Source organism: Nocardia wallacei, from assembly GCF_029868745.1.
Classification (GTDB): Bacteria; Actinomycetota; Actinomycetes; order Mycobacteriales; family Mycobacteriaceae; genus Nocardia; species Nocardia wallacei_B.
In genome coordinates, this window is sequence record NZ_JARWOP010000390.1 from 49,780 (window position 1) to 75,779 (window position 26,000).

Annotated in this window: 20 protein-coding genes; 10 read left to right on the forward strand and 10 right to left on the reverse strand. The window is 69.3% G+C overall.

The window, feature by feature from the left end; genetic code table 11:
* Window positions 1-20: 20 nt before the first annotated feature.
* Window positions 21-1,757 carry an NTP transferase domain-containing protein gene (locus QH470_RS37925; RefSeq protein WP_280277224.1) on the forward strand — a complete coding sequence of 579 codons (1,737 nt, stop codon included), beginning with the start codon at window positions 21-23 and terminating at the stop codon, window positions 1,755-1,757.
* Between the two features lie 75 nt (window positions 1,758-1,832).
* Complete coding sequence (locus QH470_RS37930; protein WP_280277225.1) at window positions 1,833-2,306, forward strand: GtrA family protein; 474 nt, start codon at window positions 1,833-1,835, stop codon at window positions 2,304-2,306.
* 3 nt (window positions 2,307-2,309) lie between these two features.
* On the opposite strand, the gene QH470_RS37935 is transcribed toward QH470_RS37930, so the two are convergent.
* The 4 genes from QH470_RS37935 to QH470_RS37950 are packed head-to-tail and all read right to left on the reverse strand — an operon-like array spanning window position 2,310 to window position 7,337.
* A complete protein-coding gene (locus tag QH470_RS37935) occupies window positions 2,310-3,947 on the reverse strand; it encodes a dipeptide ABC transporter ATP-binding protein (protein ID WP_280277226.1) in 1,638 nt (545 codons plus the stop codon).
* On the reverse strand, window positions 3,944-4,801 hold the full coding sequence (locus tag QH470_RS37940) for an ABC transporter permease (protein ID WP_280277227.1): 858 nt from the start codon (window positions 4,799-4,801) through the stop codon (window positions 3,944-3,946). Before QH470_RS37940 ends, QH470_RS37935 begins: the two co-directional genes overlap by 4 nt.
* Window positions 4,798-5,757, reverse strand: coding sequence for an ABC transporter permease (locus QH470_RS37945; RefSeq protein ID WP_280277228.1), 960 nt, complete (start codon window positions 5,755-5,757; stop codon window positions 4,798-4,800). Before QH470_RS37945 ends, QH470_RS37940 begins: the two co-directional genes overlap by 4 nt.
* On the reverse strand, window positions 5,754-7,337 hold the full coding sequence (locus QH470_RS37950; RefSeq protein ID WP_280277229.1) for an ABC transporter substrate-binding protein: 1,584 nt from the start codon (window positions 7,335-7,337) through the stop codon (window positions 5,754-5,756). The genes QH470_RS37945 and QH470_RS37950 overlap by 4 nt, the downstream gene beginning before the upstream one ends.
* A gap of 175 nt (window positions 7,338-7,512) precedes the next feature.
* Here QH470_RS37950 and QH470_RS37955 point away from each other — a divergent pair, with 175 nt between their 5' ends.
* The gene (locus QH470_RS37955) at window positions 7,513-9,810 is read left to right on the forward strand and encodes an arylsulfatase (RefSeq protein WP_280277230.1); all 2,298 of its coding nucleotides are present in this window, start codon (window positions 7,513-7,515) and stop codon (window positions 9,808-9,810) included.
* Window positions 9,811-9,816: 6 nt separating this feature from the next.
* On the opposite strand, the gene QH470_RS37960 is transcribed toward QH470_RS37955, so the two are convergent.
* On the reverse strand, window positions 9,817-10,254 hold the full coding sequence (locus QH470_RS37960) for a YdeI/OmpD-associated family protein (protein ID WP_280277231.1): 438 nt from the start codon (window positions 10,252-10,254) through the stop codon (window positions 9,817-9,819).
* A gap of 497 nt (window positions 10,255-10,751) precedes the next feature.
* Between QH470_RS37960 and QH470_RS37965 the strand changes: the two genes are divergently transcribed.
* The 5 genes from QH470_RS37965 (at window position 10,752) to QH470_RS37985 (ending at window position 18,197) form a co-directional block, all read left to right on the forward strand.
* On the forward strand, window positions 10,752-14,438 hold the full coding sequence (locus QH470_RS37965; protein WP_280277245.1) for a nitrate reductase subunit alpha: 3,687 nt from the start codon (window positions 10,752-10,754) through the stop codon (window positions 14,436-14,438).
* A gap of 42 nt (window positions 14,439-14,480) precedes the next feature.
* Window positions 14,481-16,163 (forward strand): nitrate reductase subunit beta, encoded by a 1,683-nt coding sequence (narH, locus tag QH470_RS37970; protein WP_280277246.1) that lies wholly within the window; start codon window positions 14,481-14,483, stop codon window positions 16,161-16,163.
* Between the two features lie 11 nt (window positions 16,164-16,174).
* Window positions 16,175-16,855, forward strand: a complete 681-nt coding sequence (narJ, locus tag QH470_RS37975; protein WP_280277247.1) for a nitrate reductase molybdenum cofactor assembly chaperone — start codon at window positions 16,175-16,177, stop codon at window positions 16,853-16,855.
* Complete coding sequence (gene narI / locus QH470_RS37980) at window positions 16,852-17,595, forward strand: respiratory nitrate reductase subunit gamma (RefSeq protein ID WP_280277232.1); 744 nt, start codon at window positions 16,852-16,854, stop codon at window positions 17,593-17,595. The genes narJ and narI overlap by 4 nt, the downstream gene beginning before the upstream one ends.
* 89 nt (window positions 17,596-17,684) lie before the next feature.
* Complete coding sequence (locus QH470_RS37985) at window positions 17,685-18,197, forward strand: anthrone oxygenase family protein (RefSeq protein WP_280277233.1); 513 nt, start codon at window positions 17,685-17,687, stop codon at window positions 18,195-18,197.
* Between the two features lie 8 nt (window positions 18,198-18,205).
* Here the strand turns inward: QH470_RS37985 and QH470_RS37990 are convergent, their stop codons facing one another.
* The 4 genes from QH470_RS37990 to QH470_RS38005 all read right to left on the reverse strand — a co-directional run bounded on the left by QH470_RS37990 (window position 18,206) and on the right by QH470_RS38005 (window position 23,053).
* Entirely contained in the window at window positions 18,206-18,985 is a 780-nt protein-coding gene (locus tag QH470_RS37990; protein ID WP_280277234.1) for an SDR family NAD(P)-dependent oxidoreductase, read from the reverse strand.
* A gap of 29 nt (window positions 18,986-19,014) precedes the next feature.
* A complete protein-coding gene (locus QH470_RS37995; RefSeq protein WP_280277235.1) occupies window positions 19,015-20,754 on the reverse strand; it encodes an N-acyl-D-amino-acid deacylase family protein in 1,740 nt (579 codons plus the stop codon).
* A 35-nt stretch (window positions 20,755-20,789) separates the two neighbouring features.
* On the reverse strand, window positions 20,790-22,454 hold the full coding sequence (gene casG / locus QH470_RS38000) for a steroid-24-oyl-CoA synthetase (protein WP_280277236.1): 1,665 nt from the start codon (window positions 22,452-22,454) through the stop codon (window positions 20,790-20,792).
* A gap of 263 nt (window positions 22,455-22,717) precedes the next feature.
* Window positions 22,718-23,053, reverse strand: coding sequence for a TfoX/Sxy family protein (locus QH470_RS38005; protein ID WP_280277237.1), 336 nt, complete (start codon window positions 23,051-23,053; stop codon window positions 22,718-22,720).
* Window positions 23,054-23,173: 120 nt separating this feature from the next.
* On the opposite strand from QH470_RS38005, the gene QH470_RS38010 reads away from it, so the two are divergent.
* A complete protein-coding gene (locus QH470_RS38010) occupies window positions 23,174-24,877 on the forward strand; it encodes a metallophosphoesterase (RefSeq protein ID WP_280277238.1) in 1,704 nt (567 codons plus the stop codon).
* A 26-nt stretch (window positions 24,878-24,903) separates the two neighbouring features.
* Here the strand turns inward: QH470_RS38010 and QH470_RS38015 are convergent, their stop codons facing one another.
* A complete protein-coding gene (locus QH470_RS38015; RefSeq protein ID WP_280277239.1) occupies window positions 24,904-25,725 on the reverse strand; it encodes an alpha/beta hydrolase in 822 nt (273 codons plus the stop codon).
* Here QH470_RS38015 and QH470_RS38020 point away from each other — a divergent pair.
* A partial coding sequence (locus QH470_RS38020; RefSeq protein WP_425302860.1) for a hypothetical protein occupies window positions 25,720-26,000 on the forward strand: 281 nt, incomplete at its 3' end. The genes QH470_RS38015 and QH470_RS38020 overlap by 6 nt on opposite strands.

Here is a 26,000-nt window from a genome sequence, read left to right on the forward strand (position 1 = left end):
AAGGTAGCGGGGGTGGGCTCGTGACCGACGCCGATGCGATCGTGCTGGCCGGGGGGCGGGCCAGCCGGATGGGTGGGGTGGACAAGCCCGCGATCGTCGTCGGCGGGCGTTCGATGCTGGATGCCGCGCTGGGTGCGGTTGTCGGTTGTGCGCGGACGGTTGTCGTCGGGCCGCATCGGCCGGAGCTGGGGCCGGAGGTGCGGCAGGCGCAGGAGGTGCCTGCCGGGTCGGGTCCGGTCGCCGCGATCGCCGCGGGGCTCAGGTCGCTGGACGAGTGCGATTTCCCGGCCGAGCTGGTGGTTGTCCTCGCCGCGGATATGCCGTTCCTCACCGCCGCCGCGGTCGACGACCTGCGTCGGCACGCCGACGAGTCCGGCACGGACGCGGTGTTCGCGGCCGACGAGTCCGGGCGCCCGCAGTATCTGGTCGGGGTATGGCGGCGCACGGCGCTGCTGACCGGATTGGCACGGCTGGATTCGCTGATGAACCAGCCCATGAAGGCCCTGGTTCCGGTCGACACGGTGATGGTGCCGCTGCCGGGCGTGGCCGATTGCGACACGGCCGATGACGTGCGCCGGGCGCGGGCGCACGCGACGCCCCTGTCGCTCGATGAGGCGCGAAGCGTATTGCGCGGCAAGCTTTCCCGCTTGCCGACCCGTCAGGCGACGCTGCGTTCGGTGCCCGGTGCGGCGCTCGCGGAACCGCTGGCCGCCGCCGAGGCGCTGCCCCGGTTCGACGTGTCGGCGATGGACGGGTACGCGGTGTCCGGCGACGGTCCGTGGCAGTTGCGCCACGATGTCGGTTTCGCGGGCGGGGAGCGCCCGGTCGGCCTGCTGACCGGGGAGGCCGTGCGCATCGCCACCGGCGCGCACGTCCCGGAGGGCACCACGACGGTGGTGCGGGACGAATTCGTGCACACCGGACCGGACGGCCTGCTGCGGCGGCTGCCCGACACCCCGATCCGCGACGATGTGCGCCGGCGCGGCGAGGACTGGCAGCCCGGCGACATCGTGGCGCCCGCGGGCACCCCGGTATCCGCCGCGCTCCTGTCGGTCGCCTCCTCCGCCGAGGTCGGCGCCGCCGCGGTCCGGGGCCCGGTGCGCGCCCGCGTCGTGATGACCGGTGACGAGATTCGCAGCGAGGGCCCGCTGCACACCGGCCAGACGCGCGACTCCATCGGCCCGGTGCTCCCGGACCTGTTGGCGTGGTGCGGGATTCGTGCCCTGGACCGAGTCCACCTGCGCGACACGGCGAACGGCTTCGACGAGGTCCTGGCGGCCGCCACGGACTGCGAGCTGCTGGTGGTGGTCGGCGCCACCGGCGGCGGCGCCGCCGATCAGCTGCGCGACGCCCTCGACCGTCTCCGCGCCCGAATCCTGGTGCACCGCTTACGAATGCGGCCCGGCGGCTCCACGGTGGTTGCCGAAACCGACAGCGGCACCACGATTCTGGGCCTGCCCGGCAATCCGTTCGCGGCGGTCGCCACCCTGCTGGCCCTGGCCCCGTCCGTGGTGGAGGGCCGCCTCGGCCGCACCTCCGCCCGCAAGATCACCGGCCCGCTACTCAACGCCGCGGAGATCTCCGGCCCCGCCCCGCGCATTGTGCCCGCCCGCAACGCCCCCGAAGGCGGCTGGCTCGGCGACTCCCACATCCGCACCGCCCACCTCGCCGGGCTGCTGGACCGCGACGGCCTCGTGATCGTGCCCCCGAACGCCCCGGACGGCGCCCTGGTCGAGTTCCTTCCCCTGCCCACCTGACCCACCGGACATCGGGCGTAATCCCGCTCACCTGCTGATCACCTTCCCGACACCTGGTGATGGCACGGTGGCGGCGTGCGGGTCGATACGAGTGCGGAGGAGGCGGGACGGGCCGAGTGGTTCCATCGCTGGTGTGAGGTGGCGGTGGGCCGGCTGCCGTGGGGGCTGGCCGCTGTCGTTCCCGCGACGTTCCTGGGCTTCGCCTTGATCAACGGGTGTACGTTCGCAATCGATCTGGTTCTGCTCACGGTCCTGCACAGTTGGTGGGGTGTCGGCCTGCCGATCGCCGTGACCGTGGCCTACGTCTGCGCGTTCGGATTGAGCTACCTGGCGAATCGGACGCTGAATTTCCGTTCGCACGCCGCGGTGGGACCGCAGTTCACGGTGTACGTGGTGGTCGTGGTGATCAACTACCTGGCGTTCATCCTCGGCGTGTCCAGCGTGCTGAGCGCGCTGGGAGTCGAATACCACGTCGCCCGGATCACCGCCGGAGCGTGCGAGGCGGTCTACATGTACTGCGCCATGCGCTGGGTGGTCTTCCGGCGCTGACCCTCACGCGCCGAGCGCCAACGGCTCGCGATACCTGCGCGCCGGATCCGGGACGGGCACCGCGGACAGCAGCCGCCGCGTGTACTCCGCGCGCGGACGACCGAAAACCTCATCGGGCGTGCCGGTCTCGACGACCGTTCCGGCCCGCAACACCACCACCCGGTCGGCGACCCGATGCACCACGGCCAGGTCGTGACTGATGAACAGGCAGGCGAACCCGTACTCGTCACGGAGGTCGGCGAACAGGTCGAGCACCTGCGCCTGCACCGAGACATCCAGGGCGCTGGTGGGCTCGTCGGCCACGACCAGCCGCGGCGCCAATGCGAGGGCACGGGCGAGCGCCACTCGCTGCCGCTGCCCGCCGGAGAGTTCGCCGGGGCGGCGGGCGGCGTAATCGCCCGGCAGCCGCACGGATTCGAGCAGCCGACCCACCTTCTCCCGCAGCAGCGACCCGCTCGCCACCCGGTGTACCCGCAGCGGCTCACCGATCGAATCCTCGATCGTGCGCCGCGGATCCAGCGAGGCGGTGACGTCCTGATGCACCAGCGCCACATGCTTGCGCAGTCCGCGCAGCTCCCGGGCGCTCAGTCCGCGCAACGACACCCCTTGCAGCACAACCTCACCCGAATCGACAGGCGCCAAGCCCAAGGCGACCCGACCGAGAGTGCTCTTCCCCGAACCGGATTCACCGACCAAGCCGACGACCTCGCGCGGCGCGACCGACAGCGACACGCCGTCCAGCGCCCGGAACCGCTTGCCGCGAGACCGGTAGACAACGGTGAGATCACTCAGTGTCACCACCGGCGCGGGACGCTCCGGCTCCGCGGGCACCGCCAGCCCCAGATCCGCCTCTGCGGCTGTGTCCGGCAGCTTCGGCACGGCCGCGAGCAGTGCGCGAGTGTAGTTCTCGCGCGGCGCGGCGAACAGTTCCCGCACCGGTTGCTGCTCCACCACTCGCCCGCCGCGCATGACCACCACCCGATCCGCGATCTCCGCGACCACCCCGAGATTGTGGGTGATGAACAGGACCGCGGTTCCCTTGCGCCGCTGCAGGTCTCGGAGAAGGTCCAGGATCTCGGCCTGCACCGTCACGTCCAGGGCCGTGGTGGGTTCGTCGGCGATGAGCAGATCCGGTTCGCCGGAGAGTGCGAGCGCGATGACCACACGCTGTTTCTGGCCGCCCGAAAGCTGATGCGGGTACCAGTCGACGCGCCGCTCCGGTTCCGGGATGTCCACCAGCCCCAGCAGTTCCACCGCCCGGGCGCGCGCGTCGCTCCGCGAGATCGGCCCGTGCGCGCGCAGCGCCTGTGCGATCTGGGTGCCGATCTTCTGTACCGGATTCAGCGCGGTCTGCGGCTCCTGGAACACCATCGCGGCCCGCGTGCCCCGCACCCCACGCAGCCCGGCTTCGCTCGCCCCGACGATCTCGGTGCCGCTCAACAGGATCGAGCCGGTCACCGAGGCTCCTTCGGGCAGCAGGCCGAGCACCGAGCGGGCGGTCAGCGACTTCCCGGAACCGGACTCCCCGACCAGCGCGACCACCTCGCCGCGCCGCACGTCGAAGCCGACCCGGTCCACGACGGTCCGTGCCCCGAACCGCACCGCCAGGTCCGAGATGCCCAGCACCACTTCGTCACTCATCCGATCCTCCTCGCCCGGCCCAGCCCCTGGGCGATCAGCAGGAACCCGAGCGTGAGCCCCGCGACCACTACCAGGGGACCCACGGCCATCGCCGGATTCGCGTCCATATTCGAGACCGATTCGGCCACCACCGATCCCAGTGACGGTTGCGGCGGCCGCACGCCCAGCCCGATGAAACTCATCGCCCCGTCCACCGCCACGGCGATCGACATCGACAGCGCGAGTTGGACTCCCAGCGGTTCGAGGACATGGGGCAGCACATGCTTGCGCAGCGTCCACCAGGTCCCCGCGCCGATCACCTCGGCGGCCTCGACGAACGCCTGCTCGCGCACCCGCAGGATCGCGGTGCGGATCTGACGGCCGAAAATCGGCACCTCGGCGGCGACGATCACGATGATCACCGCGTGCGCGCCCGGCCCGGTGATGGCCGCCAGCGCGATGGCGAGAATCAGCGCCGGGAAGGCGAGGACCACGTCGAAGACGCGCTGCGCCACGGTGTCCACGACCGGATGCAGACCCGCGAGCAGCCCGATCGCCGACCCCAGCACCGCCGCCAGCGGCACCGCGACGAACACGATCAGCAGATCGATCCGCAGGCCGTGCAATACCCGCGCGAGCACGTCCCGATTGAGTTCGTCGGTGCCCAGCCAGTGCTCCGCGGTGGGTCCCAGCAGATTCGCCCCCGTGATCTGTGTGACGGGATCCTGGCGGCTCAGCGCCCCCGCGAACAGCCCCGCCAGCACGATCATCCCGACCAGGATCAGCCCGGCCAGTCCCTGACCGCGCCGCAGCGCGAACCGCTCGGATTCCGTTGCCGCCGAATCTGTTTCCGCGGCCGTCACGACCTCGGTCATGACCGCCCCCCGATTCGGATCCGCGGATCCAGCCACGCGTGCACGACATCGGTGACCAGCTGCAACGCCACGAAAACGGTCACCGACAGCAGCAACAGCACCTGCACCACCGGGTAGTCGCGCCGGTTGATGCCCTGTTCGATGAGCTGCCCGATCCCCGGCCAGGCGAAGATCGCCTCCACCAGCACCGCACCGCCGAGCAGATGGCCGGTCTGGATGCCCAGCGCGGTCAGCATCGCGGGCAGCGCGTTGCGCAGCGCGCCGCGAGTCACTATCTGCCACTGCGAGATTCCCTGCGACCGCGCGGTCAGCACATAGGGCCTGCCGAGTTCGGTGCGCAGCGATTCGGTGAGGAACCGGGTCAGCGCCGCACCGACCGGCAATGCCAGACATACCGCCGGCAGCAGCAGATACTGCACGGCGATGTCCGGTCGCGCGATGAACCCGTCGGGCGGCACGCCGCCCGCGGGCAACACCGGAAGCGCGACCGCGAACAGCAGGGTCAGCAGCACGCCGGTCACGAAGGTGGGCAACGCGACGGCCACCGTATTCGCCGCCGCGATCACCGCGTGCAGCCACCGGTTCGGCCGGACCACCGACGCCACCCCCAGCGCGAGGCTCACCACGACCGCGAGCAGCAACGCGGCCGCGGTCAGCACCAGCGTGTTGGTCAGGCCCTGGCCGACCAGTTCGGAGATCTGCCCGCCGAGGACATAGGACCGGCCGAGGTCGAGGGTGACCAGGCCGCCGAGCCAGCTCAGATACTGCGCCGGAATGGATCGGTCCAGCCCCAGCTGGTGCCGGATCGCGTCCACGCTCTGCGGGGTCGCGTCCGGTCCGGCCAAGGTGCTGGCGGGATCACCCGGAACCAGGCGCATCAGCATGAAGATGAGCACCGAGGACAGAAACAGCACTAGTAGTGCGGAAGGCAAGCGCCGCAACAGATATCGGGTCACGACAGGAACGCCTCCGTCAGAACGGTCTCGCGGCGTTTGGTCCACGACACCCCGTGCAGCCGCTTGGACGCCGCCGCCTGGTTGAACCGCACCCCGATCTCGATGAGGAACAGGCCATCCAGCAGTTGGTCGCTGACGGCCCGATATGCCGAGACCGCCGCGCCGTCCGTGCCGCCGCTGCGCCGCCACGCCGCGTCGGCGGCCGCGACGTAGGCGGCGGATTCGTAGTGGGAGGCGTTCTTGTGGGCGTTGAACGGGTAGGCGCTGACCGTGAGTGTCGACGGCACGAACTGGGCCCACGAGTGATCGGTGACCCACAGGCCCGGATACTGGCCGCCGATCAGCTTCTTCACCGCGGTGCCGTCGTCGTTGGGGTCGAGGGTCACGTCGATCCCCGCGTCCGCGAGATTCGCCTGCACGATCTGCGCGGTCGCCCCGTGCGACGGCGTACTGGTGTTGTAGGACAGCGGGATCTGCGGCGGCTTGCCCACCTGCGCGACGAGTTCGCGGGCCTTGCCCAGGTCGCGGGCGTATCTGGTGTTGCGCGCCTCGTCGTAGGCGGGCGAGTTCCGCGGCCACGGCACGTTCAGCGGATATCCGGCACCGCGGAACACCTCCTCGATGATGCGCTCGCGGTCGAGGGCGTAGGCGATAGCCTGCCGCAGCCGGACGTCGGCCAGCGCCGGATTACGCACGTTCACACCGACATACATCTGCAGCTCGGCGCCATCGTAGGTGATCGACTTGAAACCCGGTCGCGCGGCGAGGTTTTCGATGTCGCGCGGATTCAGCCCGTGCGCGAGCCCGACCTGGCCCGATCGCAGCGCGTTGAGCTGCGCCTGACTGTCCGGGATGATCGACAATTGCACCCGGTCCAGATATGGCCGCTCCGGCACCCAGTAATGCTCGTTACGCTCGAACACCAACCGGCTGTTGGGGATTCGATCGACGAACCGGAACGGCCCGGTGCCGACGAAGGCGTCGCCGGTAGCGAGCTGCCCGATGGTCTCCCGGTCCAGCATCGGCGCGGTGTCCAGCAGGTCGAAGATATTGCCGAGCGGATGCGCGAATTTCAACGCGATGCGATGCGGCGCGCTGGTGTCGTACTCGGTGATGGCCGCCGCGGTGCTCTTCAGCTGCGCCGACCATTTCGGGTCGGCGTAGGTGCGCAGCGCGAATTCGACATCCGCGGAGGTGAACGGCCGACCGCTGTGGAAGGTGACGTCGTCGCGCAGCTCCAGGGCCAGCGACAGGCCGTCCGGAGCCAGATTCCACGACTTCGCCAGCAGCGGTTGCGGTTCCAGGCGGTCGTTCGGGTAGCGGATCAACGACTCGTACACCAGGCCGATCACCGCGGGTGTGGTGGCGGTATTGGTCAGGATGTTGGCGGGCACGATGTCCCACGGCGTGCCGACCTTCAGAGTGCCGCCGCGCACCGGGGTGGCGTCGTCACCGGCGGCGTCGAGTTCGTGTACCGCCGAGGTGCACGCCGCCGAGGCGCCGGTGGCGAACGCGAGCGCGGCGGCGCCCGCTCCGCGCAGGAAGATGCGGCGGCGCAGAGCGCCGGGTGGTGAACTCATAGCTGGATCCTCGAAATACTCAGCACGACGGGTCGCCGGAACCGTTCCGGGGCGCGCGGCGTCGACTCGTGTGCACGGCGGTTACGGTAACCAGCCAGGACTCGCCCGGCACCGGTTGCGCGCACCCTGCGTGAAACCCTGGCGAACCCGGTCGGCGCCGAGCTTCGCTGGAGCGATGTCTGTGCCTGATCATGCCCGCGGCTACGAGAACTTCACCGGTACGATCGGGCGGACCGCCGCCGAGTCCAGCCCGCGGTGGACCTACCCGCCCACCGCGCCCGAGCACGCGCCGAACATCATCATGGTGCTGGTCGACGACATGGGCTTCAGCGATATCGGGCCGTTCGGCTCGGAGATCGAGACCCCGACGCTGAACCGCCTGGCCGAGCGCGGAATCCGGCTCACCAACTATCACACCACCCCGCTGTGCTCCCCGTCGCGGGCCGCGCTGCTCACCGGGATCAACCCGCACCGCGCGGGCTTCGGATTCGTGGCCAACGCCGATCCCGGTTACCCCGGGCTGCGGCTGGAACTGGCCGACGACGTGCTGACGCTGCCGGAGATCCTGCGCGCCAACGGCTACGCCACCTACGCCGTCGGCAAATGGCACCTGGTGCGCGACGCCACCATGAACCCTGCGGCACACCGCGATTCGTGGCCGACGCAGCGCGGCTTCGACCGCTACTACGGGTCGCTGGAGGGGTTCAATTCCTTCTTCTACCCGAACCAGATCGTCTCCGACAGCTCGGTCGTCGACGTCGAGGCCTATCCCGACGACTATTACGTCACCGACGATCTCACCGACAAGGCGATCTCGTATCTGAAGGACCTGCGCGCGCACGATGCGGCGAAGCCGTTCTTCCTGTACTTCGCCCACGTCGCGATGCACGGCCCGCTACAGGCCAAGCAGGTCGACCTGGACAAGTACCGGGGCCGCTACGCCGAGGGCTGGGATCGGCTGCGGCACAGTCGTTTCGCCGCCCAGCTCGCACAGGGACTGTTTCCGGCGGGCACCCGGCAGAAGCCGCGCAACACCGAGCCGGGATACGAAGCGCAGGAATGGAATTCGCTGCCGGCCGAACAGCAGCGGCGGTTCGCGCGCTACATGGAGGTGTACGCGGCGATGGTCGACAATATCGACCAGAACCTGGGCCGCTTGCTCGACACGGTAGAGCAGCTGGGCGAATTGGACGACACGATCGTGGTGTTCACCTCCGACAACGGCGGCACCGCGGAGGGCGGCCCGGTCGGAACCCGCAGCTATCTGGCGGAATTCGCGCACGTCGACGATCCGGACTGGGTCGGTGACGTGCCGCACGACGAGGAGCTGATCGGCACCGCCCGGCTCGGTGTGCACTACCCGCGCGGGTGGGGCCAGGCGTCGAATACCCCGTTCCGGTTCTACAAGGGCCAGACGTTCGCCGGAGGGGTCCGGGTCCCGTTTCTGGTGTCGTGGCCGAACGGCCTGCCCGCCAATGAGATTCGCCGCGAGTACAGCTACGTGACCGACCTCGCGCCGACCCTGCTCGAGCTGGCGGGCCTGCGGCGGCCGTCGGTGCGTAACGGCCTGCCCGCCAAGGAGTTCGACGGCGTCTCGGCCGTGCCGGTGCTGCGCGATCCGCGGGCCACGTCCGCGCACGTCGAGCAGTACTCGGAGATGACCGGGCACCGCGGCTTCTATCGGGACGGCTGGAAACTGCTCGCCCTGTACGAGCCCGGCGCGGATATCGACGCCCCGCGCTGGCAGTTGTTCGACGTGCGCACCGACCCGACCGAACTGCACGACGTGGCGGACGAGTTCCCGGAGAAGGTCGCCGAACTGTCCCGCGCGTGGGACGACGCCGCCTGGCGGAACACCGTGTTCCCACTGCTCACCCGCGCGGATCTGGCGCGGCGCAGGCCCGAGGAGGCACGCCTGGCCGAGCCCGTGCGACTGCTGCCCGGCACGCCGACCCTGGAGCGGTATCGCTCGCAGCGGCTGATCGCGTATCGCGACTTCACCGTCACCGCGGAACTGGCCGGGTACGCCGAGGGTGACGAGGGCGTGCTGGTGGCCCACGGCGATCCGCAGGGCGGCTACCTGCTGTATGTCGAGGACGGCCGGATCGTGTTCGGATTCAACAGCTATGGCCGCTACGCCACCGTCGCGGCGCCGCTCCCGGCGGGGGCGCGCGAGATCGGCCTCACCGCGGTGGTGCGGCCGCGGCTGCGATGGGACTTCACCGTGCGCGTCGACGGCACGGCGGTGAGCAGTCTGGCCGATCAGGTGCAATTGGCCGGAATGTCCCCGTGGACAGGGATTTCCGTCGGTCTCGACGCCCGGGGTCCGGTCGACTGGGACCTGCGCCGCCGCCGCGGTCCCTTCCGCTACACCGGCGACCTGCGGGCGATCACCTACACCCCGGGACCGTTGCGCGTCCCCGAGCGGGCCGTCCGCGCCGTCGAGGCGGAGGCCGAACTCGTCGCCGAGTAGGCCGGCCTATTCGCGCAGGCTATCCACGATCTTCTCGATCCGGCGAGTCCGGGTCTCCACACGTTTGGCGCTGGACACCGAGTCGGCGTACTCGCGGCGGCGGGAGTACGACAGCCGATCGAACCGGTCGCGCAGGCCGCCGGCGGCGAGTGCGGCGGCCAGTTCGTCGGGGACCGCCACGGTGCGCTCGGCGGTGTCGCGCGCCACGGTGACGGTCACGGTGTCGCCGGGCTGCTTGCCGAGCGCGGTGCGAATATCCTTCACCAGGCCGATGCACGGGCCGTCGCCCATCGACACGATCGATCCGCGGTACTCCACGCCGTCGAAGGTGGCGAGCACCGGGATCCGGCCACCGCCGCCGAGCGCCGCCACGACCTCGCCGGGTACCGGCACATACGCCCCGCCGCCGCGAGCCGCTTCGATTCCGGCCTCGAATCGCTGCATGACCCGCACCCTATCCGGCCGTCGCGTGGTACGGAGGATTTCGGCCGCGAGCGCCGGGCAAACGATTTACCACGCGGTAATTCGGGTCTCGTAACCTGTGCGACGTCCGTCTCATCGGGACGGGAAAAACGATGCTCGAAGCGGCTCCCGGATATGTAAACAAATGTAAAGTGCCCGAGAACCGGTCGTTTCCAAAGCATCACCGGATACCGCGCCACCGCCCTCCGAGTCCCTGGAAAACGGCATCGGCCCAGGTCGCCTCCGCCCAGGTCGGGCGGGCCGGGCACCGCATAGTGACCACCACGTTTCCCCCGCCTCACAGCTCACCACGAGGCCGGGAGCGTTGTGAGAGAACCGTTTTGCCCCCTCTCCCGACGTCCTTACTCTCGGTGCAGCAGCCCGGTTCACAGCTCGAAGGGGGCGTTGTGGTTAATTCTCATACAAAGGGTTCGACCCCCTCCGATACGAACGGACGATCCGCGGCATCCGGTGACGCACTGCTCCGATTGGGCAAATACTTCCACCGCGGCGAGGTCTCCGCCGATCTGCGCACCCTGCACAAGGTGGGCGGGCGCAGCGCCGACGAGTTCTACCGGGACCGATGGGCGCACGACAAGGTGGTGCGTTCCACCCACGGCGTGAACTGCACCGGTTCCTGCTCGTGGAAGATCTACGTCAAGGACGGCGTGATCACCTGGGAATCCCAGCAGACCGACTACCCTTCGGTCGGATCCGACAAGCCGGAGTACGAGCCGCGCGGCTGCCCGCGCGGCGCCTCGTTCTCCTGGTACACGTATTCGCCTGCGCGCGTGCGGTATCCGTATATCCGCGGGGTGCTGCTGGAGATGTACCGCGAGGCCAAGGCGGCGGTGAAGGACCCGGTGGTGGCGTGGGAGTCACTGGTGGAGGATCCGGAGAAGGCGCAGCGGTACAAGTCGGCCCGCGGCAAGGGCGGCTTCGTGCGCGCCGAGTGGTGGGAAGCGGCCGAGATCGCCGCCGCCGCACACGTTTACACCATCAAGCGGTACGGCCCGGACCGGGTGGCGGGGTTCTCCCCGATCCCCGCGATGTCGATGGTGTCGCACGCCGTGGGCGCGCGGTTCATCTCGATGCTGGGCGGGTCGATGCTGTCGTTCTACGACTGGTACGCCGACCTGCCGGTGGCCTCGCCGCAGGTGTTCGGCGACCAGACCGACGTTCCGGAGTCGGCGGACTGGTTCGACGCGGGCTATCTGATCATGTGGGGATCGAACGTCCCGGTGACCCGTACCCCCGACGCGCACTACATGACCGAAGCCCGGTACCGCGGCCAGAAGGTCGTCGTGGTCTCCCCCGACTACGCGGACAACACCAAGTTCGCCGACGAATGGGTGCCCGCGCGGCCGGGAACCGATGCGGCCCTTGCCATGTCGATGGGCCACGTGATTCTCAAAGAGTTCTTCCTCGACCGGGACACGCCCCGCTTCCTCGATTACGTCAAGCGCTACACCGACCTGCCGTTCCTGATCACCCTGGACGAGCAGGAGGGCGGCTGGAACGCCGACGGTGAGTACCGCGGCCACGCCTGGGCGCCCGGAAAGTTCCTCACCGCCGCCGATCTCGGCGAGAGCGGCGAGGGCGCCGAGCACCGCACCGTGCTACTGGACGCCGAGGGCAACCCCGTGGTGCCCAACGGCTCTCTCGGCGACCGCTTCTCGGCGTCCGGCACGGGCCGCTGGAATCTGGACCTGGGGGACGTCGATCCCCTGCTGACACTGCACGGCCACACCGACGATGCTGTGGCCGTGCAGTTCCCCCGCTTCGACGGCGGCGCGGACGGCGAGGCCGTGCTGGTGCGCGGCGTGCCCACGAGAATCGTTGCGGGCAAGCGGGTCACGACCGTCTTCGATCTGCTGCTGGCGCAGTACGGCGTGGGCCGCCCCGGCCTGCCCGGCACCTGGCCGACGGGCTACGACGACGCACGCGAGCCCTATACGCCCGCCTGGCAGGAGACCATCACCGGCGTCCCCGCCGTGCAGGCCACCCGGATCGCGCGGGAGTTCGCCGACAACGCCGACCGCTCCGGCGGACGTTCGATGATCCTGATGGGCGCCGGCACCAACCACTGGTTCCACTCCGACCAGATCTACCGGTCGTTCTTCACCCTCACCCTGCTCACCGGCTGCCAGGGCGTGAACGGCGGCGGCTGGGCGCACTACGTCGGCCAGGAGAAGTGTCGGCCCGTGACCGGCTGGGCCACACTGGCTTTCGGCCTGGACTGGCAGCGGCCGCCGCGGCAGATGCAGGGCACCATCTTCTGGTATCTGGCCAACGACCAGTGGCGCTACGACCCGTTCACCGCCGAGACCTTCTCCTCCCCACTGGCTTCGGGCCGCTTCGCCGGGCGCACGGCCGCCGACAACATCGCGCTGGCGTCGCGGCTGGGCTGGATGCCCAGCTACCCGACCCTCAACCGCAATCCGCTCGACCTGGTGGATGAGGCCGAGGCGGCGGGCAAGACGCCGCAGGACTATGTGGTCGACGGGCTGAAATCCGGCGATCTGCGCTTCGCCTGCGAGGACCCCGACGCGCCGGAGAACTTCCCGCGCTGCCTCACCGTGTGGCGGGCCAACCTGCTCGGATCCTCCGGCAAGGGCAACGAGTACTTCCACAAGCATCTGCTGGGCACGGACTCGAATCTGCAGACGACCGACGTGGCCGGGGTGCGTCCGCAGGAACTGGAATGGCGGGACCAGGCGGCGACCGGAAAGCTGGACCTGCTGCTGTCGCTGGACTTCCGGATGACCTCCACCACGCTGTTCTCCGACATCGTGCTGCCCGCGGCGACCTGGTACGAGAAGCACGACCTGTCCTCCACCGACATGCACCCGTTCGTGCACGCCTTCTCCCCCGCCATCTCCCCGCCCTGGGAGGCCAAGACCGACTTCGAGGCGTTCCACCGCATCGCGCGCGGCTTCTCCTGGCTGGCCGAGAAGCACCTCGGCGTCCGCAAGGATCTCGTCGCGGTGGCGCTGCAACACGATTCGCCCGACGCGCTGGCGCAGCCCGGCGGGCGGGTGCTGGACTGGAAGGCGGGGGAATGCGAGCCGATTCCCGGCCAGACCATGCCGAAACTCGTTGTGGTGGAACGGGACTATCCGAAACTGGCCGAGAAGATGGCGGCGCTCGGGCCGTTGGTCGAGACGCTCGGCCTCACCACCAAGGGCGTCACCACCTATCCCGACACCGAGGTCGAGTATCTCGCCGGAGTCAACGGCACCGTGATCTCCGGTGCCGCACAGGGCCGTCCGTCGCTGGCCAAGGACGTCCATGCGGCGGAGGCCATCCTGGCGCTGTCCGGCACCACCAACGGGCGGCTCGCGGTGGCGGGATTCGAGGCGCTCGAACGGCGCACCGGAACCCGGCTGGCCGACCTCGCGGCCGAACACGAGGGCAAGCGAATCACGTTCGCCGACACCCAATCCCGGCCGGTGCCGGTCATCACCTCGCCGGAATGGTCCGGGTCCGAGACCGGCGGGCGGCGGTACTCGCCGTTCACCATCAACACCGAGCGGCTCAAGCCCTGGCACACCCTCACCGGCCGCCAGCACTTCTACCTCGATCACGACTGGATGATCGAACTCGGCGAGCAACTGCCGATCTTCCGCCCTCCGCTGGACATGTCCGCCCTGTTCCGCGAGCCGGGGGTGGGGAGCGTCGGTGACAACGGCGTCACCGTCCGCTACCTCACGCCGCACTCCAAGTGGTCGATCCACTCGGCCTACCAGGACAACCTGCACATGCTCACGCTCTCGCGCGGCGGTCAGGCGATCTGGATGTCGGAGAAGGACGCCGCCAAGATCGGTGTGGCCGACAACGACTGGATCGAGGCGATCAACCGCAACGGCATCGTCGTCGCCCGCGCGATCGTCAGCCACCGCATGCCCGAGGGCACCGTGTTCATGTATCACGCACAGGACCGCGCGGTCGACGTCCCGCGCATCGAGGGCACACCGAACGTCAACGGCGCGAAGGGAAAACGCGGCGGCATCCACAATGCGCTGACCCGCATCATGATCAAGCCCTCGCACCTGATCGGCGGCTACGCGCAGCAGTCGTTCGCCATCAACTACCACGGGCCCACCGGAAATCAGCGCGACGAGGTCACCACGATCCGCCGCCGTTCGCAGCAGGTGGAGTACTGATGCGCGCGCCCCGTGGACGGAAGGAGTACTGACATGCGCGTCATGGCACAGCTGGCCATGGTGATGAACCTGGACAAGTGCATCGGGTGTCACACCTGCAGCGTCACCTGCAAGCAAGCGTGGACGAACCGGAGCGGCACCGAGTACGTGTGGTTCAACAACGTGGAAACCCGTCCCGGACAGGGCTATCCGCGGCAGTACCAGGATCAGGAGAGGTGGAAGGGCGGCTGGACGCTGAACCGCCGGGGCCGCCTCACCCTGAAGTCGGGGTCGCGAATGAAGCGGCTGCTCAACATCTTCGCCAACCCGGACCTGCCCACGGTGTCGGACTACTACGACCCGTGGAGCTACGACTACGAGAATCTGCTCAGCTCACCGGCCATGGACACCACGCCCGTGGCCCGGCCGAAATCGCTGATCACCGGCGAGGACACCAAGGTCACCTGGGGCGCCAACTGGGACGACGACCTGGGATCGGGACCGGAACAGGTCGGCCGGGATCCGTTGCTGGGCAAGCTGTCCGAGCAGGTGAAGCTCGAGTTCGAGCAGACCTTCATATTCTACCTGCCGCGCATCTGCGAGCACTGCCTCAACCCGTCGTGTGCGGCATCCTGCCCGTCGGGCGCGATCTACAAGCGCGCCGAGGACGGCATCGTGCTCGTCGACCAGGACAAGTGCCGCGGCTGGCGGCAGTGCGTCACCGGGTGCCCGTACAAGAAGATCTACTTCAACCACAAGACGGGCAAGGCGGAGAAGTGCACGTTCTGCTACCCGCGCGTGGAGGTCGGCATCCCGACGGTGTGCTCGGAGACCTGCGTCGGGCGGCTGCGCTACATCGGCGTGATGCTCTACGACGCGGACGCGGTGCTGGAGGCGGCGTCGGTCACCGACGACAAGGACCTCTACCCGGCACAACTCGGCGTATTCCTGAACCCGCACGACCCCCGGGTCATCGCGGAGGCCGAGCGGGCCGGGATCTCGCCGGAATGGATTCAGGCGGCGCAGGATTCGCCGGTGTACAAGCTGATCGTCGACTACCAGATCGCGCTGCCGCTGCATCCGGAGTACCGGACCATGCCGATGGTCTGGTACGTGCCGCCGCTGTCGCCGGTGGTGGATGTGCTGTCGGAGACCGGGCACGACGGCGAGAACATGGCCAATCTGTTCGGGGCCATCGACGCGCTGCGCATCCCGGTCGAGTATCTCGCCGAGCTGTTCACCGCGGGTGAGGTCGGCCCGGTCCGGGCCGCGCTGCAACGGCTGGCGGGCATGCGCGCGTTCATGCGCTCGATCAACCTGGGCCAGGAGCCGGACCTCTCGATCCCGGAATCGGTGCGGCTGGAGCCCGAGGAGATCGAGGCCATGTACCGGCTGCTGGCCATCGCCAAGTACGAGCACCGCTACGTGATTCCCAGCGGCGCGACTTCCCGTGCGCACGAACTGGATTCGCTGGCGACCGGGTGCAGCCTGGACAACGACGGCGGCCCCGGCATGACCGCGTTCGACGTCATGGCGGACAAGTTCCACCTGACCGACACCAACGGCGCCGCGCCCGAGGAGAAGTCGAACCGCGTCAACCTGCTCAACTGGGACGGGAAGTCGACCAGCGGGCTGCTGCCCGAGCGGAACGGGGCGAACGGGCACAACGGGAGCCACGACGGTGGTCCCACGAACGGCGCGGCGAACGATGTCGCGGAGCCCGAGCCGACCGGGGCGAGTCGATGAGCGCTTTTCCTGTGAGCCTGCCGAAGTTGCGGCGACGCCCCGAGCCCGCGATACCGATCTCCGAGCGCGACCGCCGCCTGGTGTGGCGGATCGCCGCCCTGCTGCTCGACTACCCGGGCCGGGAGACGCTCGCGCTGATAGACGAATTGGCGAGCGCCACAACGCAACTGCCGTCGGAGGTGCGCGAGAACCTGGATCGGTTCCTGCGGCATCTGCGCGACACCGAGCCGCTGGCCCTGGCGCAGCAGTACGTCGAGACGTTCGACCTGCGCCGCCGCGCCAGCCTGCATCTCACGTACTACGCCTACGGCGACACCCGCAAGCGCGGCATGGCGCTGCTGCGCTTCAAGCACGCCTACCGGCACGCGGGCGTCGAACTGGACGACACCGAGCTGCCCGATCACCTTCCGGTGCTGCTGGAATTCGCCGCCACCGTCGACCCGATCGGCGGCGAACGGCTGCTGGGCGAGCATGTCCCGGTGCTCGAGCTGTTGCGGCTGTCGTTGTCCGACAGCGACTCTCCGTACGCGGCGATCCTGGCGGCGGTGGTCGCGACCCTGCCGCCGCTGACCACCGCGGACCGCCGCCGCATCGCCGAACTCGCCGCGCAGGGGCCGCCGGAGGAGGAGGTCGGGCTGGACCCGTTCGCCATGGACCCCTCGCTGTTCACCGGATCGGAAGGCCGCCGATGACCACCATGCTCTGGATGACGCTGCCCTATGTGGCATTCACGTCGTTCCTGCTCGGCCACCTGTGGCGGTATCGCAACGACCAGTTCGGCTGGACCACCAGGTCCTCCCAGATCTACGAGAGCCGGCTGCTGCGGCTGGGCAGTCCGCTGTTCCACTTCGGGATGCTCGGCGTGATCGGCGGGCATGTGCTCGGCGTGCTGATCCCCGAGTCCTGGACCGCGGCGATCGGCGTCTCCGAACACCTGTACCACCTGGTCGCGGTGTCGGCAGGCACCGTGGCAGGGGTCGCCGTCATCGCCGGTATCGCCATCCTGCTGTATCGCCGCTTCACCGTGCCCGCGGTGCGGCAGGCCACCACCAACAACGACAAGGTGATGTACGCGCTGCTGGCGGGCGCGTTGATCACCGGCCTGCTCAACACCGTCGGCAGCAACCTGCTGTGGGGCCGCCACAACTATCGCGAAACCGTATCCCCTTGGTTCCGTAGCCTTTTCACGCTGCACCCGGAGCCCGACCTGATGGTCGGCACGCCCTGGACCTTCCAGGCCCACGGCCTGATCGTGCTCACCCTCATCGGCATCTGGCCCTACACCCGACTGGTCCACATGTTCAGCGCCCCCGTCGGCTACCTCGTGCGCCCCTACGTCGTCTACCGCAGCAAGGAATACAACGCCGCCGACAAACGCCGCTACGCCCGGGCCTGGGACTCCCCGGTGGTCCCCCCGTCGCGCACCCGCTGACCAGGGCCGCCACTGCTCGTGGACGCCCGCTTATGCCGTCGAGCGTCGCGGCTATGTCGGGATCTCACGGCGCCCGGTGTACTTATCGCATGACGACAACGACGCAGGCAAGTACCGCTACTTCCGCCCTCGGCACCACTTCTCTCGTGGTGGCCACCATTTCGACCGGACTCCTGGCCGGAGTCTTCTACGCCTACGCCAGCTCGGTGATGTTGGCGCTGCGGCAGGTGGACGATCGGACGTTCGTGGATGTGATGAATCGGATCAACGTGGTGATCGTCAATCCGGCCTTCATGTTCGGGTTCCTCGGCTCGATCGTGTTCACGGGAGTGGCGGCGGCGCTGCACCTGCGGGGCGATCAGCGGACGGTGCTGTGGTGGATTCTGGCGGCGCTGGCGCTCAATGTGATCAGCTTCCTGATCAGTGCCGGTGGCAATATTCCGCTCAACAATCAGCTCGCCGACGCCACCGGTGGTGATTTCGCCGCGATGCGCCAGCAGTTCGAGGATTCGTGGGTGCGGCTGAACATCCTGCGCGGTGTCGCCAACACCGCCGCCCTCGGCGCCCTGGCCTGGGCCCTGCGGTGCGCCGGACGCGGATGACGCGCCGGTCAGGAGCCGCTCAGGGCGGCCAGGTTGGGGAAGCTGGTGAGCTGCCAGCCACCATCGATGACCAGCGAGGCGCCGGTGATGTAGGAGGCATCGGCGCCCGCGAGGAACAAGCAAGGCCCGGCTATCTGGTCGGGCCTTGCCGGCGTTTTCAGGGGAATGCGGTCGAGGAACATTCGCAGTGCGGGCTCGTAGGCGACGATCGGCGCGGTGAGTGGGGTGTCGACCAAGCCGGGCAGCACGCAGTTGACCCGTATCCCGTAGGGCGCCAGCTCCAGTGCGGCATTCTTGGTGAACATCTCCACCCCGGCCTTGCCGGTCGAATACGGGCTGCCGCCGGGCATCGGGATCCGCGCGTCCAGCGACGAGACGTTCACGATCGCGCCACCGCCCGCGCGCATCCGGCGTGCCTCGTGCTTGGTGCACAGAAAGACACTCTTCTGCACCAGATCGACGGTGAAATCCCAGTCCGCCTCGGCCAATTCGGTGACCGCGCCGATACGCGAACCCCCGGCGACATTGAACGCCAGCTCCAGCGAACCGAACAGCCGCACCGTCGTCTCGATCGCCGATTCCACCTCCGACTCGCTCGTCACGTCCGCCGGCACCGCGCGGAACCGCTCGCCCAGCCGTTCGGCCGCCGACCGCAGGCCCGCTTCGTCGATGTCCAGGCCCGCGACGTTCGCGCCCTCGGCGATCAGCCGGTCGGCGATGGCGGCGCCGATGCCCGAGGCCGCGCCGGTGACCACGGCCGTCCGGCCGTCGAAGCTGCGATTCGTCATGCGGTGTCCCCTGTCTCGTGGTGTCGCGCTCACGCGGCGGGCAGGAAACGGCCGGTGCGGCGGTTCCCCAGCGCCGCACCCGGCTGCCCATCGCCGAAAACATAAGTGCCGCCGACGAATACCGCCGACACCGCGGCGTCGTTGCGATTCACCATGCGGGACAGGTTGCCGTAGTACGGGACCGTCTGCTCGGCGTACGCGTCGAGGCTGTCGTCCAGATGTCGCGGGTCCACGACCACCACATCCGCGCGGTCGCCCACGCGCAGGTGCCCGGCGTCCAGCCCGTACCAGTCGGCGAGTTCACCGGTGAGGCGGTGCACCGCGCGCTCCAGGGTCAGGAACGGCCGCGCCGACCCCTGCGCGTCCCGCACCCGGCGCAGCAACCGCAGCCCGAAGTTGTAGAAGGCCATGTTGCGCAGATGCGCGCCCGCGTCCGAGAAGCCCAGTTGCACACCGGGATCCGCGGCGAAACGGTCGAGCACGCGCGGCCGGTGGTTGGAGATCGTGGTGCGCCACCGCACCTTGCCGCCGTACTGCACGACCAGGTCCAGGAACGCGTCCACCGGATGCAGGCCGCCACGGTCCTGCCCGACCTGCCCGAAGGTCTTGCCGATCACCGAACTGTCCGGGCAGTCGACGATCTCGGCGTCGAAGAAGTCGCGGTGCCACACTCGCGGGCCGAACCTCTTGTCGTAGTCCTTGCGGAACCGCCGCCGGTACGCCGCGCTGCGCAGCAGTTCCTCGCGGTCCGCCAACTGGTTCGACAGGTGCAGTGCCGCTGCGCCGGAACCGAATTCCTCGAACACCACGAGGTCGATGCCGTCGGCGTACACCTCGAAAGGCACCGGCAGATGCTGCCAGCGGAAGTCGCCGCCCAGCGCGTTCATCACGCGCGCCATCGCCGGGAAGACGTAGGCGACGAAGGGGATCGCCTTGATGTCGGCGGCCGACAGCAGGCTCACCTTCAGCGGTTCGCGCCAGAGGCCGAGGCTGCTCGCCGCCATGGTCAGCAGGCTCTGCGGCCGCGAGACGTCCGGCCCGCCCTGGAGGGCGCGGCGGCGCTCGCGCAGCACCGTGTTGAGCCGCCGCCGTTCCCGGGTGGTCGCGTAGGTCGACGGCAGGGTGCGCGAGCGGCACAGGTCGCCGTCGAGCTTGTCGAACAGCAGTTGCTGCGACGACATGCCGATGAAGCCCGCGTCGAGCGCCTCGACCAGCTTGCGTTCCATCGCCGCCACCTCGGCGGCGCCGGGCCTGACGTTTTTTCGAGTGGCGCGGTCCAACCCCATCTCGGCGGCGCGCACATCCGAATGTCCCAGGAAGCACGCGACATTCGCGCCCAGCGGCAGCGCCTCCAGCGCCGCGGCGTACTCGTGCGCGTTCCGCCACGTCTTCAGATCACCGATGGCATCGATGACGTGGCGGCGCGGGATCGCCTCCACCCGGCCGAACAGGTCGCCCGCGACCTCGGCGTCGACGTGCACGGTCGACAGCGAGCAGGACCCGAGCAGCACCGTGGTGACGCCGTGGCGGACCGATTCCGACAGTGTGGGATCCAGCAGCACCTCGACGTCGTAGTGGGTGTGGATGTCGATCATGCCGGGCAGCACCCATTTGCCCGCGGCGTCTATCACCGTGTCGCAATCGGTTTCCTCGAGCGGCACCGCGGACACGGTGGCGACCCGGCCGTCGCGGATGCCGAGGTGCCGGAGAGCGGAGGGCGCGCCGGTGCCGTCGAACCAGCGGCCGCCCTTGATGATGCTGTCGTACATCGTGTTTCCTCTTTCGGTGCCCGGGGCACCCGCCGTCAGATCGCTATCTCACGACGGACGACCTTTCCGGTCGCGTTGCGCGGCAATGGTTTATCGGTGATCGTCCAGCGGGCGGGCACCTTGAAGTAGGCCAGCCGCTCGGCGGCGAAATCACGGAGCGCCGCCGGGGTCACGGCGTTCGGATCGCCGACGACCACGACGGCCGCCACCTCCTGGCCGAGATCGTCGTGCGGTACCCCGAGCACCGCGGACTCGCGCACTGCGGGATGCTCGTCGAGTACGTTCTCGATCTCGGTCGGATACACGTTCTCCCCGCCGCGCAGGATCAGATCGCTGCGCCGGCCGGACAAGCGGAGCCGACCGTCCTCGAGGGTGCCGAAATCGCCGGTGCGCAACCAGCGCTCGCCGTCGATCGCCGCCGCGGTGGCGGTCTCGTCGTCCCAGTAGCCGAGCATCACGTACGGGCTGCGGATGCAGATCTCGCCCTCCGTGCCGTCGGGTACCGGCGTGCCGTCCGGGTCGCGGATCTCGACGGTGACTCCGACGATGGGACGACCGACCGTATCCGGGTGGGCCGCCAGCTCCGGCGGCGTGGCAACCGTTGCGGCGGTACCGCTTTCGGTGAGGCCGTAGCTCGTGGTCAGCGCTACCCGCGCGACCGGTAGCCGCTCGCGCAGCCGCTGCTGGAACGCCGGCGAGGAAGGCGCGGCATTGAGCGAGAAGGCCGCCAGCGAGGACAGGTCGTAGCCGGACAGGTCGTGCTCGAGCATCCGGCTCGCCATCGTCGGCACCGCGCCCCAGTTGGTGACCCGCTCGCGCTCGACCAGGCGCAACACCCGGTCGACTTCGAACGAACCCTGGTGGATCACCACCGCCGCGCCGGTCGCCAGGCGCGGGACGACCAGGTTGTGCAGGCTCGCGATGTGGAACAGCGGCGAGGTGAGCAGGAAGCGCTTGTCGCTGGGTTCGCGATGGGGCAGGCCGCGCATGCCCGCCACCATCGCATCGGTGAATCGGTGATAGTCGGTGACCGCCACCAGGTTTCGATGCGAATGCACGACGCCCTTGGGACGGCCGCTGGTGCCGCTGGTGTACAGGATCACCGCCGGATCGTCCTCGGCGACGACCGTGCGGGGGTGTGCGCCGGAGTATTCGGCGATCAGTCGCGGAAGGTCGTGCTCCATGGTCAGCACGGGTATATCCCGGGCTCGACCCGCGCTCGCCGGATCATCCAGCAGCCCGGCTCTCTTCGCGTCCGCTATCAGTACCGCCGGGCGGGCGTGGCCGAGGGCGTACTCGATTTCCCGGGGCGCCCACCAGGCGTTGTAACCGACCGCGAGCGCGCCCAGGCATTGCGCCGCCCAGAAGGCCACTACCCACTCCGGGGTGTTGGCCGCCAGGATTCCGATGCGGTCGCCCTTGCCGACGCCGTACCGATCAGCCAGGGCATGCGCGAGCGCTCCCGCCGCGGCCGCGTGGTCGGCGAACGACATCCGGCCGTCCGCGGTCACCAGGTACTCGCGGTCGCCCCACGCGGCCGAATCGTCCAGCATCTCCCCCAGCGAGCGACGCCGAGTGCGCATGACGGGGATCGGAGCGCCCAATACCTCTTCGACGGCCATGTCGAACGGACCACCGGGCCCGGTCAGTTCGGCGGTGACACGGGCCGCCACGGCCTGCGGATCAACGGTATTCGTCAAGGCACACTCTCCTCCGCGCCGCGTCGCCGCCGGGTACGTCCTTCACCCGAGTGAGCCGTCCATCGCGCGCTTCCGGGGCTGGACGTGCTCCCGAGGCCCGCGATTAACTAGAACTCGTTGCAGTTATCGTGGCGTGGGACACACGGTAGCACCTGGCGCGGCAGCCTGACCACGACTCCCGCCGGACATGGTCGTCGACTCGGTCCGCCGCCGTCACTCTCGCTTCCCGCGAGGGGCGAGCGCTCGAGCGATCCGCGACCGCCCTACTTGGGCGGCAGGCTGCGCGCGTAGGCAACCCCGCGTTGTATCCACTGCTCGAGCACGTCGTCGTCGGCCACCAGGGCCGAATCGACCCGTAGCCAATTACGCATCGGGCGGCCGCCCATGACCATCGGCGCGACCTGCTTACCGTCGACCAGCCCCTCGGCCTGGTCCGGGTCGACCCGGACCATCAGGCCGCCCTTGCCGCTGGCCGCGACGGCCATATTGCCGCCGACCAGGAAGGCCAGCCCGCCGAACATCTTCTTCTCCACCGTCTCGGGCAGTACCGGGCCGAGCAGATCCCGGATGCGCTCCGCCAGTTCCTCGTCGTAGGCCATACCGCATTGTGACCCCGGCCACCGACAGATTCGCCCGCACGCGGAATTCACCGAGAATTCCCCAGCGACGGCGAGCTCGGCGGTTGCCGAGCCACACCGGTTGGACGAGCATCCGATCCCATGCCGTCGAATCGCCTGAACCCGGCCGGCGATATCCCCGACACGGGGATCCCGGAGCCGCTGGCCGCCACCATGACCATGGCCGAGCAGTACGAATGGCACCGCGCCCACCTGCGCCGGCACCCGGTCTCGCGGCGCAATTTCCTGCGCGGTTCGGCCGCGGCGGCCGCCGTGGCGGCGGTCGGCGCCACACCGTTCGCGGGCCGCGCCTACGCCGAGGACGCACAGCTGGCCGTGGGCGGGCGGCGGGTCGGATTCGGCGCCGATGCCGCCGGCCAGCTCCGGTTCTCGGCACAGCTGTCGCGAAATCCCCACGGTGCGAAGGTTTTTCTCGAATACGGACCGACGCCCGCACTGGGAGCGAGCGTCGAAGCGGAGATCCGCAATCTGGTCACCCAGATCCCCAGCAGTGACGGCGGTGTGCTCGCGGCCGAGCAGTTCTACGTGCACGCCCCCGTCGACGGGCTGGCGGGGCGGATACCGCACTTCTACCGGTGGCGCACCTCCGACGGCTTCACCGGCGAGGTCAGCGCGGCGGCCACCGCCATGCCCACCGCGCGAAACGCGGTGCTGCCCTTCCGTTTCACCATGATGGGTGACCAGGGCACCGACGAAACACCCGTGCAGCCCGGCGGCGTGGCGCCCGGCGACTACGACGACATGTACTACAAGGCGGACAACGACCCCACCGTCCGGCACGCCGACAACGTGATGCGCCAGATCGTCGCCGCCCGACCGGATTTCCACATACTCGCCGGGGATATCGCCTATGCCGATCCCTCCGGCGCGGGCAAGAGCCCGCGGTTCGTACCCGCGGGCGGGGCCGCGCCCGGCGGCTTCGACAAATTCAATCCCTATGTGTGGAACGTGTATTTCGGCGCCATCGAACCCAGCGCGTCGACCACGCCGTGGATGTTCGCCACCGGCAACCACGACATGGAAGCCGCCTACGACACCCACGGGTACGGCGGACACCTTGCGCGCCTGGACTTTCCGGGCAACGGACCCTCCGGGTGCCCGTCGGCGTACTCGTTCACCTACGGCAATGTGGCGGTACTGTCGCTGGACGCCAACGACGTCTCCTCCGAGATCCGGACGAACACCGGGTACTCCGGTGGCGCCCAAACCGGTTGGGTGGAACGGACTCTCGCCGCCTACCGGGCCGATCCGGACATCGACTTCCTGGTCTGCTTCTTCCACCACTGCGCCTACTCGACCACCGATTCGCATGCCAGCGACGGAGGTCTGCGCGCGGCCTGGTGCGACCTGTTCGACCGCTATCGCGTCGATCTCGTGCTGCAGGGCCACAACCACATCTTCGAACGCACCGACCCGATCCGCGCGGGACAGCCCGGCAAGGTCGCGGGCGACAACTCGGTCGTGTACCCGGAAACCGACGGCACCGTGTACTACACCGTGGGCGGCGGCGGGCGACCGCGTTACGGCTTCCAGCCGGGTTCGCAGGAGACCTACCGCGGTCACGAAGTCGCCGATACCACCGTGCCCAACAGCTATGTATGGACCGTCGGCGGCGACAAGCGGGACGAAGCCGCGCCGTGGTCACGCGTGCGGTTCCGCAACTACTCGTTCATCCGGGTCGACGTGCGGCCGGGCTTCTTCGCCAGCGAGATGGACGTGGTCGCGGTGGACGAGTACGGGCGCGAGTTCGACAAAGTCACCTACCGGCGGCAAGTGCGGGCCTGAAATACAGCGAACTCGGCTGGACGGCGTCAGACTCCCAGGGCGGCGGCGAAAGTCGGCCAGGAGTCGTGGACGTCGTCCTGCCAGTAGGGCCAGGCGTGGGTACCGGTGCGGAACACCACATCGGCCGGGATACCCAGGGACGCAAGGCGATCGGCCAGGACACGGGTGCAGCCGTTGACCACCGACTCCATCACGCCGCCCACCGCGAGCCGGTCGGCGAGCTTGCCCGCGTTGCCGGCGATGGATGGGTCGGCGAGGGTGTCGTGCACGCCCGCGCCGCCGTTTCCGGCCGAGATGTAGAGGGCCGTGCCGCGCAAGCGGTCCGCGTTGAGCACCGGATCGTGCGCCGGCCACGCCGGATTGTCCGGCGCGCCCCACATATTGGCGGCATTCGCGCCGAAAATGCCCAGCTGCGAATGGACGTAGGCGCGCGCCACCGGATCGCTGGTGCGCGGGCAGCCGCTGTAGGAGCCGACCGCCTGATACTTCCCCGGCGCGTCGATCGCGAGATCCAGTGCCGAAGTCGCCGACATCGACGTTCCCGCAACGGCATTGCGGCCCGTCATCTCGAACCGCTGTTCCAGCAGGGGCGGCAACTCGCGCACGAGGAAGGTGGACCACTGGTTCCGGCCGAGCACCGGGTCGTCGGAGACCCAGTCGGTGTAATAGCTGGCGCGCCCGCCCATCGGCACGATCACGTTGACCGGCTTATCGGCGAAGAACTGGGCGACGTCGGTGCGGGCGGTCCACGGGCCGCCGTCCTCGCCGCCGTCGACCGCGTTGAGCAGATACAGCGCCGGAGCCGAAGCGCCGGGATGCGATACCCACACCGTGATCGGCCGATGCATCGCGGCGGAGTAGACCACCACCTCGAACTCGCGGCCGCCGAGCGGGCGCACCTCCAGGATGGCCGGGCCCGCGGCGCGGGGGGGGCCCGGCCCCCCCCGCACCCACAACGGGAAAAAAACGCACACGGCCCGCAAGGCAACTCCGTCATTCCGGGGGGGGGGGGGGGGGGGGGGGGGGGGGGGGGGGGGGGGGGGGGGGGGGGGGGGGGGGGGGGGGGGGGGGGGGGGGGGGGGGGGGGGGGCGGGGGGGGGGGGGGGGGGGGGGGGGGGGCGGG

Excerpts from the sequence above, each read along its gene's own strand:
- QH470_RS37950 (WP_280277229.1), bottom strand. The coding sequence starts at position 7,337 with ATGAGTTCACCACCCGGCGCTCTGCGCCGCCGCATCTTCCTGCGCGGA.
- QH470_RS37960 (WP_280277231.1), bottom strand. The coding sequence starts at position 10,254 with ATGCAGCGATTCGAGGCCGGAATCGAAGCGGCTCGCGGCGGCGGGGCG.
- QH470_RS37990 (WP_280277234.1), bottom strand. The coding sequence starts at position 18,985 with ATGACGAATCGCAGCTTCGACGGCCGGACGGCCGTGGTCACCGGCGCG.
- QH470_RS37935 (WP_280277226.1), bottom strand. The coding sequence starts at position 3,947 with ATGAGTGACGAAGTGGTGCTGGGCATCTCGGACCTGGCGGTGCGGTTC.
- QH470_RS38015 (WP_280277239.1), bottom strand. The coding sequence starts at position 25,725 with ATGCATCGGCCGATCACGGTGTGGGTATCGCATCCCGGCGCTTCGGCT.
- QH470_RS37940 (WP_280277227.1), bottom strand. The coding sequence starts at position 4,801 with ATGACCGAGGTCGTGACGGCCGCGGAAACAGATTCGGCGGCAACGGAA.
- QH470_RS38005 (WP_280277237.1), bottom strand. The coding sequence starts at position 23,053 with ATGGCCTACGACGAGGAACTGGCGGAGCGCATCCGGGATCTGCTCGGC.
- narI (WP_280277232.1), top strand. The coding sequence starts at position 16,852 with ATGACCACCATGCTCTGGATGACGCTGCCCTATGTGGCATTCACGTCG.
- narH (WP_280277246.1), top strand. The coding sequence starts at position 14,481 with ATGGCACAGCTGGCCATGGTGATGAACCTGGACAAGTGCATCGGGTGT.
- QH470_RS38010 (WP_280277238.1), top strand. The coding sequence starts at position 23,174 with ATGCCGTCGAATCGCCTGAACCCGGCCGGCGATATCCCCGACACGGGG.
- QH470_RS37985 (WP_280277233.1), top strand. The coding sequence starts at position 17,685 with ATGACGACAACGACGCAGGCAAGTACCGCTACTTCCGCCCTCGGCACC.
- QH470_RS37955 (WP_280277230.1), top strand. The coding sequence starts at position 7,513 with ATGTCTGTGCCTGATCATGCCCGCGGCTACGAGAACTTCACCGGTACG.
- QH470_RS37995 (WP_280277235.1), bottom strand. The coding sequence starts at position 20,754 with ATGTACGACAGCATCATCAAGGGCGGCCGCTGGTTCGACGGCACCGGC.